The sequence below is a fragment of the Streptomyces sp. NPDC090025 genome, assembly GCF_044748125.1.
Classification (GTDB): domain Bacteria; phylum Actinomycetota; class Actinomycetes; order Streptomycetales; family Streptomycetaceae; genus Streptomyces.
Genome location: NZ_JBIVFL010000002.1, coordinates 163,358 through 178,438, shown reverse-complemented (window position 1 = coordinate 178,438; position 15,081 = coordinate 163,358). Strand labels below are relative to the sequence as shown.

The 15,081-nt window shown below is 67.7% G+C and carries 9 protein-coding genes; 4 read left to right on the top strand and 5 right to left on the bottom strand.

Features of this window, described 5'->3' with window-relative positions:
• Positions 1-7: 7 nt before the first annotated feature.
• Both ACIPXM_RS06845 and ACIPXM_RS06840 read right to left on the bottom strand, forming a co-directional pair.
• Entirely contained in the window at positions 8-1,054 is a 1,047-nt protein-coding gene (locus tag ACIPXM_RS06845) for a CBS domain-containing protein (protein WP_401652774.1), read from the bottom strand.
• Positions 1,051-2,874, bottom strand: a complete 1,824-nt coding sequence (locus ACIPXM_RS06840) for a DUF262 domain-containing protein (protein ID WP_401652772.1) — start codon at positions 2,872-2,874, stop codon at positions 1,051-1,053. Before ACIPXM_RS06840 ends, ACIPXM_RS06845 begins: the two co-directional genes overlap by 4 nt.
• Before the next feature lie 149 nt (positions 2,875-3,023).
• Between ACIPXM_RS06840 and brxD the strand changes: the two genes are divergently transcribed.
• The 4 genes from brxD (at position 3,024) to ACIPXM_RS06820 (ending at position 8,727) form a co-directional block, all read left to right on the top strand.
• Positions 3,024-4,358: a BREX system ATP-binding protein BrxD gene (gene brxD, locus ACIPXM_RS06835; protein ID WP_401652770.1), complete on the top strand. Its 1,335-nt coding sequence runs from the start codon at positions 3,024-3,026 to the stop codon at positions 4,356-4,358.
• Positions 4,358-6,565, top strand: a complete 2,208-nt coding sequence (locus ACIPXM_RS06830; protein WP_401652768.1) for a DEAD/DEAH box helicase — start codon at positions 4,358-4,360, stop codon at positions 6,563-6,565. Before brxD ends, ACIPXM_RS06830 begins: the two co-directional genes overlap by 1 nt.
• A 146-nt stretch (positions 6,566-6,711) precedes the next feature.
• Positions 6,712-8,583 (top strand): DNA/RNA helicase domain-containing protein, encoded by a 1,872-nt coding sequence (locus ACIPXM_RS06825; RefSeq protein WP_401653652.1) that lies wholly within the window; start codon positions 6,712-6,714, stop codon positions 8,581-8,583.
• 48 nt (positions 8,584-8,631) lie between these two features.
• Positions 8,632-8,727, top strand: a complete 96-nt coding sequence (locus ACIPXM_RS06820) for a DUF6408 family protein (RefSeq protein ID WP_401653650.1) — start codon at positions 8,632-8,634, stop codon at positions 8,725-8,727.
• Positions 8,728-8,779: 52 nt separating this feature from the next.
• On the opposite strand, the gene ACIPXM_RS06815 is transcribed toward ACIPXM_RS06820, so the two are convergent.
• The 3 genes from ACIPXM_RS06815 to ACIPXM_RS06805 all read right to left on the bottom strand — a co-directional run bounded on the left by ACIPXM_RS06815 (position 8,780) and on the right by ACIPXM_RS06805 (position 14,902).
• Positions 8,780-10,888, bottom strand: coding sequence for a DUF2075 domain-containing protein (locus ACIPXM_RS06815; protein ID WP_401653648.1), 2,109 nt, complete (start codon positions 10,886-10,888; stop codon positions 8,780-8,782).
• A 455-nt stretch (positions 10,889-11,343) separates the two neighbouring features.
• Positions 11,344-12,663 (bottom strand): class I SAM-dependent RNA methyltransferase, encoded by a 1,320-nt coding sequence (locus ACIPXM_RS06810; protein WP_401652767.1) that lies wholly within the window; start codon positions 12,661-12,663, stop codon positions 11,344-11,346.
• 184 nt (positions 12,664-12,847) lie between these two features.
• Positions 12,848-14,902: an APC family permease gene (locus ACIPXM_RS06805; protein ID WP_401652765.1), complete on the bottom strand. Its 2,055-nt coding sequence runs from the start codon at positions 14,900-14,902 to the stop codon at positions 12,848-12,850.
• Positions 14,903-15,081 lie beyond the last annotated feature (179 nt).

Sequence of the window (15,081 nt, the reverse complement as noted above, 5' to 3'; positions counted from 1 at the left end):
CGGTGGCTCAGCCGACGTAGTCCCGCAGCAGGGTCGTGAAGGCCGTCAGCTCCCGCATCGACTCGAGGGGCAAAGGCTCCGCATCGAAATGGGCGATGCGGTTCCGCACGTCCTTCACACGCTGCAGATGACGGACGAACTGGCCGCGGTCCAGGGATTCGCACTGGAGCGCGGCCCAGTTGAGGTCCGCCTGTTGCGCCATGGTCTGCTTCTTCTGCTCCCCGTCGAGGAGATAGACGTAGTCGGCGAACATCAGATCCTCGACCCTTCCGGAGCGGTGCTCGGCCTTCTTGTTCGTCTGAACCGCCTTGATCGCTTCTTCGGTGAGCTTGGCACCCAGCCACCGGCGCAGGAGCGATTCGATCTCGCCGAGCAGGAAGAACGGGCGCGCGGCGCTCTCGAAGCGGTGGACCACATGGGCCTGGGTCACGATGCCGGACAGGCTTCCGTCCTCGCCTCGGACCAGAAGGTAGCCGTGCTCCGAGAGCATGGGCAGGCACGCGAAGAACTCCTGCCGCGCGTCCGCCACCGGCAGCGACTCCTGCTGCATGGCGTTCTCCAGGCTGCTCTCCTTGCCCACCTCGTACATGAGGGCCAGGGAACGCCAGGTGATCACTCCGTGCAGGGTCGTCATGCCCGTCGTGACGGGGATCTGGGCGTACCCGCGTTGACGCATCAGGTACGTCGCTTGAGAGAGCTCCGAAGTGATGGACACGCATCGCACTCCGCCGCGCGCGGAGGGCAGGTCACCGATCCGGAGTCGCTGCGGCAGCGCGGCCGACGGAAGCGGATCCCTCTCTGCATCGTCCGCGTCGTCGGGCTCGGGCGTGACCTGCGCGGCAGTGGCGAAGGCAACGATCTGGACCCGCTCGCCCGGAGCGCAGTTGGCGAAGTCCGGCAGAGTGGCGAGCCCGGCGTCGGTCAGTGCTTGCGCGATGTCGTGCACGTTCCACGGCCGGCGCACCCGCACGTCGAACAGGTCCAGCAGTTCCCGGAGGGGGATCTCTGTGCCCTTGAGCGCGAGAAGGTCTTCGGTGCTCGGCTTCCGGCTCACTTGACCGCCTTGCCGTCGGTCATGTCGCGCAGGATCGTCCGCTTGCCCATGGCTGCGTACACCATGTCCTCGAGCTGCTTGGCCCGTGCCGTGTAGAACGCCTCGTAGTCGTTCGTCCTCAGGAAGTACGGATCGATCAGATGCGTCGCGATCACGTCGTCGAACCACTCTCGGCGCATGTCGGAGGCAGCGGCGAGTGAGTCGAGATAGGTACCGGGTGCGCCGGTGAGGGCCTGGGCCGCGCGCAGAGACAGCGGTGTCTTGTTGACGATGGAGTTGGCTGGGGAGGTCTTGGCCCCGTCGTACTGCCGGCGCACCCAGGCGCGGGGGAAGATGTGCCGGACGTCTACGCCGTACTCGTCCATCAGGCTGGGCTTCAGCGGCGTCTCCGTGTAGTGCCAGTCCACAGCGCCCTGTTTGATGAGCAGTGCATAGATTCCCTTGTAGGCGGCACTGTTCCGGGTGGTGAGCGTGTCCAGCCGCTCCGGGAAGAAGTAGGCGTCGGTGACGGTCTCCGGGGCGGGCCCCTCACGCCGGACCCAGGCCACCAGCTGCTCGACGTCCCGCGTGAAGCGGGTCTCGGTGGAGCCGCCGTACATCTCACCGAGTACGCCGCACCAGTACCACTGCGTGATCATGTCTTCCGCACCGAGCGTGTCGGTCGCCTCCCCGAGGATGGCCCTGACCGCGGCGAGCGGCACCAGCTGGGTGCGGTAGGGCAGCTCGGCAGCGCGCACGATGCACTGCCTCTCGAGGAAGGCACCCGCCCAAGCGAACGCCTTGGCGAGCCGCGGAGCGAGCGACTCGAAGTCGGCCAGGGGGAGCTCAAGGAGGTCACGGCGTTTGCAGGAGACGCCGGTGCCCTGCCCGTCCTGCTTCCGGGACCACGTACGCACCAGTGCCACGGCCTGCAGGAAGTCGCTGCTGCTCAGTCCGTCGTCGATGCCCGCCTCGAGCCGTCCGAACACGGGATGCCGGCCGGCCAGATCCTCCTTGATCGCCCGCCAGACCTGCGGCAGCTGGTAGTAGTCGCCGGTCCGCTCGCGGTAGGCCCGGTCTCCGGCGTAGGTCGCCGTCAGGAGCTCGAAGACGTTGAGGGGCACACCCCCCGTGTTGACTCGCTCGAAGACGGCGCACACGGCATCCATGGAAGTCGAGGCGGCCAGTTTGATCATGGGCACCTGGAAGGAACGCACGGGCTCGAGGACCTGCTCCTCGAAGCGGCTCCACCGGTCGAAATGGCCGTCGTCCATTCCCTCGTACGCTCGCCGCCAGGCATTCACCTTCGCGGTGTCGAAGACGATGCTGAGGGGGAAGAGTCCCGCAGCGCACTCGCCTTCGGCGGTGGTCAGGTCATGAACGACGTTCCGGGCGAAATTGGACCGCTGGACCTTGTCCTCCGGCACGGACACGATGGCCTCGTCGCGATCCGCGGGCGAGCCGATGGCGTTCTTGATGTCCACGTAGTACCAGCGCCTGACAGAATTGCCACGCGCATCAGTGGTCTCGACGGGACTGTCCTGGAACAGAGCTTGGAACAGTGAAGTGAGACGCTGCTGTCCGTCGAGGAGCAGCAGGCCAGGTGCCACGTCCTCCGCCACCTGGGCGCCGGTGAGGGCTCGGGCGCGGAAGGGTGAGTCGCCCCCTGTCTCCAGCGTCATCACCACGCCCAGGGGGTAGTCGAGCGTCACCGTCGCGACAATGGCGCGAATTCGATCGTCGTCCCACTTCCAGTCCCGCTGGAAGTCCGGGAGTTGAAGAGACCCTGACGCCACATCTGCCAGGAGCGTCTTGAGTTTCACATTGTCGAGTCCGGCCACGTGCCTGTTCCCCACCCTTGCAGTGCTGCGCTTTCTTCACGCGAGCGGCGATTAGACCAATCACATGACATGGAGGTCAATGAGATCGGCCGCACCAGTAGTCGACTTCGGCCAACCCCCCGGCGCCACTGGAATGGGACACTGGTCACGTGAGTACCGCTGCTTCCTCCCGTCCCTCCCCGGCCAGTGCGGCGCGTCGCCGTGCGGTGATCGACGCCCTGCGTCGCGGCGCCGTCCCCGAAAGCGGGCTCGACCTCCTGGCCACCGGCCTGGACCGGTTCGAGGCAGCACTCGATGCCGAGCTCGACACGGTCGCCTCCGGTTCGTCGGTGTTCAAGGCCGTCCGAGGTGAGTACGGGTCGGGCAAGACCTTCTTCACCCGGTGGCTGGGTGAACGGGCCAAGCGGAGGGGCTTCGCGTTGGCGGAGATCCAGATCTCCGAGACGGAGACCCCCCTCCACAAGCTCGAGACCGTCTACCGGCGCCTCACCGAGCGGCTGGCCACCGCAAGCTTCCCCCCGAGCGCACTCCGGCCGGTCGTGGACGCGTGGTTCTACACGCTGGAAGAGGACGCCCTCGCGGACGGCGCTGAGGAGGAAGCTCTCCCGCAGGCGGTGGAGAAGCTTCTGACAGCACGATTGACCGAGGTGTCCCGGCATGCACCGTCGTTCGCCACGGCACTGCGCGGCTACAAGTCAGCGCTCGCCGGGGGTGACGAGGCGACAGCAGCAGCCGTCCTGGCGTGGCTGGGCGGCCAGCCCCACGTGGCAGCGGCCGCCCGACGCTCCGCCGGAGTCCGTGGCGACCTCGATCACTTCGGGGCCTTCGGCTTCCTGCAAGGGCTCCTGACCGTACTGCGCGACTCCGGGCACAACGGCCTGTTCGTCGTCCTGGACGAGGTCGAGACCCTCCAGCGCGTGCGTTCGGATGCGCGGGACAAGGCGTTGAACGCCCTTCGACAGCTCATCGACGAGGTGCACTCCGGTCGGTTCCCCGGACTCTATCTGCTGATCACCGGAACACCGGCGTTCTACGACGGTCAGCAGGGGGTTCAGCGGCTCGCCCCTCTCGCCCAGCGCCTCGCCACCGATTTCACCACGGACCCGCGCTTCGACAACCCACGTGCGGTGCAGGTGCGGCTGCCGGGCTTCACACAGGAGTCGCTGGTCGGCCTGGGAGTGACCATTCGAGACCTCTACACGGAAGGTGCCGCTTCGCCGGAACGCGTGAAGTCACTCGTCGACGACGCGTACGTCGCCGACCTCGCCCGCGCGGTGGGCGGTGCCCTCGGGGGGAAGGCAGGTGTGGCGCCGCGACTGTTCCTCAAGAAGCTGGTCGGTGACGTCCTTGACCGTGTCGACCAGTTCGAGGACTTCGACCCCCGTCAACACTACCGACTGACCGTGACGAGCAACGAGCTCACGGACGTGGAGCGCAATCACGCGGCATCCGGCTCGGCCGACGACATCGACCTGGACGTGTGATGACTGGAGACGACGCGGGTGGGTCCGCCCATGCCGACGCCCACCGAGTAGGCACAGACCCCGTCGACCGACTCGACCCCGTCATCCTCCACCATGTCGTGAACACGCTCGGCTGGCCCGACCTCCGGCCTCTGCAACGGGCCTCGATCGACCCACTCATGGACGGCGAGGACGCCGTGCTGCTCGCGCCCACCGCGGGCGGCAAAACCGAGGCAGCATGCCTGCCCATCCTGTCTGCCATGTCCCACGAGCACTGGTCCGGAACGTCCGTTCTCTACCTGTGCCCGCTCAAAGCACTCCTCAACAACCTGGTCGTCCGCGTCGACTCCTACGCCCAGTGGCTCGGCCGCCGAGCCGAGCTGTGGCACGGAGACACCAAGGAGTCTCAGCGCCGGCGCATCCGTACGGACACCCCCGACATCCTCCTCACCACCCCTGAGTCCCTCGAGGCCATGCTCATCGGGGTCAAGACCGACCACGCGCACCTCCTGGGCGGTGTCCGAGCAGTCGTGGTGGACGAGGTGCACGCGTTCGCGGGCGACGACCGAGGCTGGCATCTGCTCGCGGTTCTGGAACGTCTGGAGCAGGTCACGGGACACCCCATCCAGCGGATCGGCCTCTCTGCAACCGTCGGGAACCCTCAACAGCTCCTCACCTGGCTCCAAGGTTCCGGTGCAGGCAAACGCCCGGGACGGGTCGTAGCCCCCGACCTCACCCTCACCCCGGCTGCCGCCCCAACTGCCGCCCCCACGACCGGGAACCTCCGGCCGCCCGGCGAGGTGGAACTGGACTACGTAGGGTCGCTCGACAACGCGTCCAAGCTGATCGCCGCCTTGCACCGCGGAGAGAAGCGGCTGGTGTTCTGCGAGTCCAGACGACAGGTGGAGGAGCTCGGAGCCGCCCTGCGCGCGCGCGAAGTGACGGTGTTCCTCTCGCACGCCTCGCTCTCGGCCGAAGAAAGAGCCCGGTCGGAACAGGCCTTCGCGGAGGCGCGGGACTGCGTCATCGTCTCCACCTCCACACTGGAACTGGGCATCGACGTCGGCGACCTGGACCGCGTCATCCAGATCGACTCGCCCCGCACCGTGGCATCCTTCCTCCAGCGCATCGGCCGTACCGGAAGGCGCTCGGGAACCACTCGCAACTGTCTCTTCCTCGCCACCGGGAAGGACACCCTGCTGCAAGCCGCCGGCCTCCTGCTGCTCTGGGGCCGGGGCTGGGTCGAACCGGTAACACCGCCTCCAGAACCTCGCCACCTCGTGGCGCAGCAGCTGCTCGCCGCCACGCTCCAGCAGCACCGCATCGGTGACCAGACCTGGCAAGCGATGTGGAACGGGCTGGCTCCGTTCGACCGGTCAGCGGCTCCCATCCTGCGACACCTGGTGAACGAAGGGTTCCTCGATGAGGACGCGAGCATGCTCTTCATCGGTCCCGAGGCGGAGCGGCGCTTCGGCCGGCGTCACTTCATCGAATTGACCGCTTCCTTCACCGCTCCCCCGCAGTTCACGGTTCTGTCCGGGCGTACCGAGATCGGGCAGACGGACCCTTCCGTGCTGACGGAGGAGCGGCCTGGCCCGCGCCGATTGCTGCTCGGCGGACGCAGCTGGCAAGTGACGTTCATCGACTGGGCGCGCAAGCGGGCCTTTGTCGAGCCGACCGATGGTGGCGGCGTCGCCAAATGGACGGGCGGGTCGCTCGCCGGTCTCTCGTACGCCTTGACCCGCTCGATGCGCGAGGTACTTCTCGGAGCAGACCCCCTGGTTTCTCTCACCCGCCGGGCCGAGGCGTGCCTGACCGAGTGGCGTGAGGAGGATGCTCCACAGATCACGGACGCTGACGGCTCCCTGATCACCAGGCTGGGAACGGATGTGCGTTGGTGGACGTGGGCCGGCTACCGAGCGAACGCGACACTGGCCGCCACCCTTCCCTCGATCAGTGACCCCGTCCAACGACCGACGGACTGCTACGTGCGGCTGAGGGAAGACCTGACACCCGACATGTGGCGAATGGCGCGTGCGGATGCCGATGGCGGGAACGCGCTGGTGTTGCCTGATGTCGATCACCGAGCCGTCCACGGACTGAAGTTCTCAGCAGCGCTCCCCCAGCGTCTCGCGGTGGCCACCGTTGCCGCGCGACTGGCCGACTTCGACGGCGCGCAAGCGGCCTTGCGCGACACCGTACGGTTCCACACCGCGTCCACCGATTGAAGCTTGAGGCCAGGCCCTTGATCCACTGTCTGTTCTAGAATGGCCACGACAGACTCAGCGGCCCGACAGGCTTCCGCTCCGCATCCGTGGAACCAGGACATGCCCCCACCCGCACGAGCTACTTCGTGCTGCCTGGGGGCATTCTCTTGCTGTTCCGTGAGTCTGCGGCGTCACTGGCCACCCGCACCCACGTCGAGGGCCGGTTGGCGCGGCTCCTGACGGAGAACTTCCTGCACCAGCACCGTCACAGGCCCCAGCCGGCGGAGGTTCGGGCTTGGGAGCGCAGCATCCCGGCACTCACCAATGTGCTCGTGGAAGCTGGGCTCGGCGAGGTCGAGATGCTGCTGGAATACGGGCTGCCACTGACCAGCAAGCGCGCTGACGTGATACTGGCCGGCGTCCATCCGTCCACCGGCGAGGCGTCGTACGTGGTGGTCGAACTGAAGCAGTGGAGTGAGGCCCACCCCGAGCCGGAGGATCCGCTGCTCTGCCGTATCGACGCCTACGACCATCCGATCCTCAACCCGATCGAGCAGGTCCGCGGCTACTGCGACTACCTGGTCTCGTTCAACGGGGCCCTGGAGAACGATCCGAAGTCGATCGTCGGCGTGGCATACCTGCACAACGCGACGGAGTCCAAAGTGGCGGGCCTGCGCCATGTCGCAGAAGACGATCGCGGCCGGATGTTCACCGGCGATCAGCGCGGCGCCTTCCTGAGCTACCTGCGTTCGCGCCTGGCGGCGAAGCCCGGTGCAGATGCAGCCGATGCCTTGCTGCAGGCCAAGGTCCGGCCGTCGAGGCAGCTGATGGCCGTCGCTGCCGAAGAAGTACGCGACCGGGAACAGTTCGTCCTGCTCGATGAACAGCGGCTCGCCTACGAGACGGTCATGGCAGCAGTGCGGCGGGCGCGGCAGGCCGATCGCAAACAGGTCGTCGTGGTGACCGGGGGCCCCGGCTCCGGCAAGAGCGTGATCGCCCTGTCTCTCTTGGGAGACCTCTACCGGCGCGGGGTGCCCGCCTTGCACGCCACCGGCTCGCAATCGTTCACCAAGACGATGCGCAAGATCGCCGGCACCCGCAAGCCCGAAGTGCAGCGGCTCTTCCGCTATTTCAACAGCTTCATGGAGGCTGAGCCCAACGATCTCGACGTCCTTGTCTGTGACGAGGCGCACCGCTTGCGCAAGACCTCCGCCAACCGCTACACGAAGGCGACACTCCGCACGGGCCGACCACAGGTGGCGGAACTGATGGCGGCGGCTCGGGTCCCGGTCTTCCTGCTGGACCAGCACCAAGTGGTCCGACCGGGCGAGATGGGGACGGAGGAGCAGATTCGGGAAGCAGCCGCCGCATTGGGGCTCGCATGCACCGTGGTGAAGTTGGACAGTCAGTTCCGATGTGGTGGCAGCGACGCGTACATGCAGTGGGTCGTCGACCTTCTGGGGCTCGAAGGTCAAGATCCCACCGTGTGGGAGCCGGACGACAAGGTGCATTTGATGACCGTCGACACCCCGCAGGAGCTCGAAGACTTCCTGACCGCTCAACGGGCGCAGGGCTACGGCGCCCGCATGTCCGCGGGCTACTGCTGGAAGTGGACGACGAAGATCACTTCCAGTATGAAGGCGCTGCCCACCGACGTGGTCATCGGTGACTGGGCGAGGCCGTGGAACCTCTACGGTGACCGAGCCCTGCTCGGCGCACCGCCGGCGCCGCTGTGGGCCACCGCCCCCGAGGGGTTCGGGCAGGTCGGATGCGTGTACACCGCGCAGGGCTTCGAGTACGACTGGTCGGGTGTCATCATGGGCCCGGACCTGGTGTGGCGGACCGACCGCTGGGTGGTGGACCGCACAGCGTCGAAGGATCCCTCGTTCACGAAGGCGACGTCGGACGACGACGTGGATCGCCTCGTGCGCAATACCTACAAGGTGCTTCTCACCCGGGGCATGATCGGGACGGTCGTCTACTCGACGGATCCCGAGACCCGCGAGAAGCTCCGCACGCTGATCCCTCCGACGCCTTGAGCACCAACCGCCTTCGAGGCGCCGCGGAAATCAGGGTGCTCTCGGCCGCTGGAGCACTGCGAAATCCTGATCGACATCGCTGTCGGAGTCGTCTCCAGCCTTCTGATGACGGCGCTGACCGCGGTGGCAGACCTGCTCTTCTGAGCAGGTTCGTGGCGGGCCCGGAGAGCCCGCCACTCCACGTTCTGTTCAGCTGTCAGAACAGTCGGAGATCGGGTCCTGACTTCCCTCGCTTGCGCTTGCCTCTCCCGTTGGCACGTGGCAGGTGCGGTGTGCGCGCCTCCTTCGGAAGGTTCAGCCAGGTCGGTCGAAGTCCGTGGATCTCCACCTGCCCCACCAGTTCCTTCAGATATCTGCGGGTCTCATCGTCCGTGGAGTACAACACCGTGGCGCGGCTCGCTCGGGTGAACAGCACGTGGTACGCCTGTCGGACCAGCCGCGCGAAATCGTCGTCGTGCACGCTGGACGGGCTGACCTTCGGATCGAGCGAACCGGGAACATCAACCCTCTTGATGTCCGAATCCGGGCCTTCCTTCCGCTCCTTTCCACGCCGGAACACCCACTGATCGCCACGACGCACCATGTCGTCCCCCATGATCACCCCGCACCAGTCCCATTCCAGACCCTGCGCCGTATAGACGCAGCCGATCTGGCCGAGGCCCTTCGGGTGGACCGACCAGATGTCCGAGGGCGGCACCCCGTCCGCGCAATAGCTCTCGCTCTTCGCGTTCCATGGCCGGTGCCAGTCCCCGATGCGGACATCGGTCTCCAGGCGCTTCTCCTCACCCGTGGGCTCGGACCAGGGCCAGCAGTAGCCCGCGACCATGCGCGCGGATGCGCCGGCCCCGGCTTCCGTCAGAATGATTCGTTCGAGCTCCTCCGGGGTCTCCGCCACCTCAACGTGCATCAGACCATCGGGTCTCCAGAGCTCCGGCTCCTTGTCCGCCAGGCCCAGCACTTCGCGCACCCAGTTGATGTACGAGCCGCTGCCGCCACAGCGGAACTGCTCACGCAGTCCGTATTCCAGCAGGTCAGCACCGCGACGCGCGGCCGCATCCGTGATCAGCTCGACGGTTCCGACCTCCTTCGGACGCACTGACTGGGCTTCGTCCAGGAAGAACACCGTCAGGCGCGAGGCGTCGAGGAGCTCGTCCACCTGCGGCCCCTGCCCCCATACCTCCCGCTGTTCCGGTGTCCAGAACCGGTTCGTCGAGCGGTCCCGCAGTCGATGCGCTTCGTCGCAGATCAGCACGTCCACCGGGGGCAGCGTGGTGTCCACGAAGTTGCTGAAGTAGGTGAAGGTCTCCCTGAACTCCTTGTCCCCGTAGCCGACATGTTCCTGAATCGCCGCATTGAAGGCCCTGCTCCCGCTGGCGTATTTCACGGTGCGCCCCTGTGCCTCGAGTTGCGCCTTGACCTGCAGACCGATGGCGCTCTTTCCGGTACCGGCGCCACCTGTGACCAGGAAGACCACCCTCCTCCCGTCGGGGAGCAGCGCGGGTTGCTGCGGGTCTGACAGAACCTTGGACGCCGCGTCGAGAATCTGGTCCGCGACCATCTTCTGGCGCCCGCGGAGGACAAAGACGGTGTCGTCACCTCGGGACCAGTTCATCGCGTCGAGAAGAGGTGTGTTGCGCAGCCCCATGGACGCCAGCATCGTCACGGCCTCGGCCGCACCGCCCCGCGGATCGAAGCTCGCCTTGAGGTCTTCGAGGAACTGGGCCCGCCGATCAGCCGTGTACACGCGCGCGTATGCGCCCGTGGGCGCATCCACCCCGAGCAGCGGACGCACGGAGTCGTCCGTGGCGTTGTGCAGGTAGGCAAAACCCCCGCACTCGAATTCGCTGTTCTTGAAAGGCCCCCTGTCGCTCGTGAAGGCCTCGTAGTACTCACGCAACTGCAATGCGGGATGCTTCTTCGCGCCCAGGCCCGGCACATGGACCCAATCCGCCGTTGCCCGTTCGATCCTGGTCACGGTCGACCAACGTTTCAATTCGACAAGCTGCACGGAGGGTCGGTGCTCGTGAGGATGGCGGCCGACCAGCACGACATCGATGAGCTGGGGTTCCGGGCGGTCGGACTCATCCATGGTGGCCGCGCACTCGACGACCATTTCCACGTTCCCGCGGTCAGCCGCGACCAGATCGTTCGCCAGGCTGATCAGACTCTCCGCCCAGGCGGAGCGCTCCGTGATCGACGCGTCCGAGCCGCGGAAGTGCCGCCAGCGCGCAGCGAGGTGCGGCACCATGTGGCGGCGCGCATGCAGGGTGAGCAGATCCTGCGCTGAGAGCTTCAGCAGGAGCATGGACACGAGGTGGTTCCCCCAGGGCACGAGTAACTCGTGCGGGTGGGGGCATGTCCTCGTGGGAAGCCCGTCGGGCCGCAATCGGTTCGGTGATCTTAGAGAAGGCTTCGGCCTTCGAGTAGCACCGCCCCGGCTCTCGGCCGGAACCATGGTCGTGGTGGCCTGATCACACCCGGCCCCACCCCGGTAGTTCCCTGCCCGGTTCGTCTCAGCCGCCCGGCCAGGGGGCGCTCGCCGGACCGCCCCGGCCGAGTGTCGGCGGACACTGCGGAAGGTGGCGACCGAATGCTCTGGGATGCTCGACGAGAGCTGGCGAGGCAGACCTGGGAGTTCTTCGGCTGATGCCGACTGAGCCCCACATCCTCGCCACGCCGACGTTCGGCCCGCGACCGCGATCACGGCTGCCAGGCGACCTCAGCGGCACCTCAGAGTGGGGCAGCCGCTGGTCATCTGCCTTACTTCGCAGGCTCCAGAATCGCCACGCACTCCACATGGTGCGTCATCGGAAACAGATCGAACACCCGCAGCGTCCGCACCCGGTACCCGCCCTCCATGAAGTACGCCAGGTCCCGCGCCAGCGCCGCCGGGTCGCACGCCACGTACGCGATGCGGCGGGCGGACAGGGTGGTCAGGCGCTGGACGGTCTGCTTGCCGGCGCCCGCGCGCGGGGGGTCCAGGACGATCAGGTCGACGTCCGTGATGCCGGTGCGCGGGAGGACGGACTCGACCTTGCCCTGTTCGATGCGGACCCGCGGGAAGTCGGCGAGGTTGTGCCGGGCGTCCTCCACCGCGCGCTTGCCGGACTCGATGCCGAGGACCGCGCCCTGCTCGCCGAGGCGGTCCGCGAGGGCGCCCGCGAAGAGGCCCACGCCGCAGTAGAGGTCGAGGGCGGTCTCGCCCTTGCGGGGCAGGAGGCCCTGCATCACGGCGCGCATCAGGGTGTCGGCGGCCTTCGGGTGGACCTGCCAGAAGCCGCCGTTGCCGACCCGGTAGGTGCGCTCGTCGGCACGCTCGCGGACGAACGGGCGGCCGTGGACGCGGTGCACGCCGCCGTCCTTCTCCTCGACCCGCAGCACCGAGACGGGCTTGTCCAGCTCGACCAGCGGCAGCCGGGCGCCCGGGCGCGGGGTCAGGATGACCTGGCGGTCCTGGGAGCCGGAGGCGGCGATCGCCTCGACCGACGCCATGCCCTCCCAGGTGCGGCTCTCGATGCCGAGCTCGCTGACGCCGGGCGCCGCGATCATGCAGTGGTCGACGACCTCGACCTCGTGCGAGCGGTGCCTGCGCAGTCCCGCACGGCCCTCGGCGTCGATCGCGTACTGCACCCGGGTCCGCCACTGCGGCACCTCGCCCGAGGGCAGCTTGTCGCCCTCGGCCGGGACCACCGTGCCGTCCCAGCCGGCCTCCTCGGGAGTGAGGCCCGCGAGCCGCTTCAGCTGCTCCGCGACGACCTCGCCCTTCAGCCGCCGCTGGGCGCCCGGCTTGGCGTGCTGCCAGTCGCAGCCGCCGCACTTGCCGGGGCCCGCGAACGGGCACGGGGCCGCGATCCGGTCCTTCGACGCGTCCAGGATCTCCACGGCGTCGGCCCGCAGGAAGCGCGAGGTCTCCTCGCCCTCCGTCACCCGGGCAAGGACCCGCTCGCCGGGCAGGGCGTGCCGGACGAAAAGGACCCGGCCCTCCTCCGTACGCGCGATGCAGTGGCCGCCGTGGGCCACCGGGCCGACCTCGACCTCGTACTCCGCCCCGACCAACGACGAAACAGGGGTGTTCTGCATGACCGGGTGCTCCAGGAGGACGGGGAGGGCTGGCGATGAGGCCGGGACAGGGCCGGGAAACGGCTGGTGGGCCGCTGTCCCGTGACAGCAGCCCACCAGTCTAGTTCCTGTCCGCCCGCCCGGCGGACACGGCGCCACGCGGCGCCGGAGGCCGCGCGCCGGGTCGGACAACCAAGCGCCCCGGTCAGCCGCTCTTGCCCGCCGGCTCCTTCGCCCCGCCCTTCTCCACCGGGCCGCGGCGCACCGAACCCGGCGCGTTCCACTCCTGGCGCTTGCGGGCCCGCTTCTTCGCGGCCTCCGAGGACCGGAGCTGGTACGGCACCGAGGTCACCATCACGCCCGGCGTGAACAGCAGGCGGCCCTTGAGGCGCAGCGCGCTCTGGTTGTGCAGCAGGTGCTCGTACCAGTGGCCGACCACGTACTCCGGGATGTAGACCTGCACGGCGTCGCGCGGGCTCTCCTGGCGCAGGTTCTTCACGTACTCGATGATCGGCCGGGTGATCTCGCGGTACGGCGAGTCGAGGATCTTCAGCGGCACGTTGATGCCGCGCCGCTCCCACTCCTCCTTCAGCGCCTTCGTCTCGGCCGCGTCGACGCTGACGGTCAGCGCCTCCAGGTCGCTCGGGTGCATCAGCTTGGCGTACGCGAGGGCGCGCAGGGTGGGCTTGTGCAGCTTGGAGACGAGCACCACCGAGCGGACCCGGGACGGGCGTACGTACTCGTCGGGGCGCTGTTCGGCGGCCGCGATCTCCGAGGCGACGGAGTCGTAGTGGCGGCGGATCGCGGTCATCGTCACGTAGAAGATCACCATGCCGAGCAGCGCGACCCAGGCGCCGTGGGTGAACTTGGTGGCGAGGACGACGACCAGGACGAGGCCGGTGAAGAAGGCGCCGAAGGTGTTGATCGCGCGGGAGCGGATCATGTGGCGGCGCTTGGCCGGATCGCGCTCGGTGCGCAGGTGGCGGTTCCAGTGCCGGACCATGCCGATCTGGCTGAGCGTGAAGGAGACGAAGACGCCGACGATGTAGAGCTGGATCAGCCGGGTCGAGTCGGCGCCGTAGATCCAGACCAGCAGGGCGGCGGCCCCGGCGAGCAGCACGATGCCGTTGGAGAAGGCGAGCCGGTCGCCGCGGGTGTGCAGCTGGCGCGGCAGGTAGCGGTCCTGGGCGAGGATCGAGCCGAGGAGCGGGAAGCCGTTGTACGCCGTGTTGGCGGCCAGGAAGAGCACCAGCGCGGTGGCGGCGGCGAGGATGATGAAGAAGAACGTTCCGTCGCCGAAGACGGCGGCCGCGACCTGCGAGATCACCGGGTCCTGGACATAGCCGGCGCCGACCGGCTTGCCGTCCTTGAGCAGGTCGTGCGCCGGGTTCTCGGCCATCCGCACCTTGGTGGCCATGGCCAGGAAGATGATGCCGCAGAACATGGTGACGGCCAGGCCGCCCATGAGCGCGAGCGTGGTGGCGGCGTTCTTCGACTTCGGCTTGCGGAAGGCGGGCACACCGTTGGAGATGGCCTCGACGCCGGTGAGTGCCGCACAGCCGGAGGAGAAGGCCCGCAGCAGCAGGAAGACCAGGGCGAATCCGGCCAGTCCGCCGTGTTCGGGTTTGATCTCGAAGTCGGCGGTGGGGGCGCGCATGGTGTCGTCGAGGACGAGACCGCGCCAGGCACCCCAGATGATCATGACGAAGACGCCGAAGACGAACACGTACGTCGGGATCGCGAAAAGGCTTCCGGACTCCTTGACACCGCGCAGGTTCATCAGGGTCAGGAGCACGATCACCGCGATGGCGGCGGGCACCTTGTGCTCCACCACGAACGGGATGGCGGAGCCGAGGTTCTCGATCCCGGACGAGATCGAGACGGCCACGGTGAGGACGTAGTCGACGAGCAGGGCGCTCGCGACGGTCAGTCCCGCCTTGGGGCCGAGGTTGGTGGTGGCGACCTCGTAGTCACCGCCGCCGCTCGGGTACGCGTGGACGTTCTGCCGGTACGAGGCGACGACCGTGAACATCAGGACCACGACCGCGAGCGCGATCCATGGGCTGAAGTGGTAGGCCGACAGGCCCGCTACGGAGAGGACGAGCAGCACCTCGCCGGGTGCGTACGCCACCGAGGACAGCGGGTCGGAGGCGAAGACGGGAAGGGCGATCCGCTTGGGGAGCAGGGTCTCGCCGAGCTTGTCGCTGCGCAGGGCCCGTCCGATGAGGATCCGTTTGGGCACGTCGGTCAGTTTGGACACAACAGAGGATCGTAAGCGTTCGAAAGTGGCCATGCCGACCATCACCGCGATCCGCACGGAATCTCCCGGCGGACCACCTCGAATGAGTCACCGCTGGGGTTGCCGCATAAGCTCGGACCGAACAGTACGGACCGGTCGGACCGGATCCGCACCAGAATCGAACCGGAACCCGCCGGGGA

What these genes read in the sequence shown, in the direction of transcription:
- ACIPXM_RS06830 (WP_401652768.1), top strand. Translation starts at nt 4,358, where the DNA reads ATGACTGGAGACGACGCGGGTGGGTCCGCCCATGCCGACGCCCACCGA.
- ACIPXM_RS06815 (WP_401653648.1), bottom strand. Translation starts at nt 10,888, where the DNA reads ATGCTCCTGCTGAAGCTCTCAGCGCAGGATCTGCTCACCCTGCATGCG.
- ACIPXM_RS06810 (WP_401652767.1), bottom strand. Translation starts at nt 12,663, where the DNA reads ATGCAGAACACCCCTGTTTCGTCGTTGGTCGGGGCGGAGTACGAGGTC.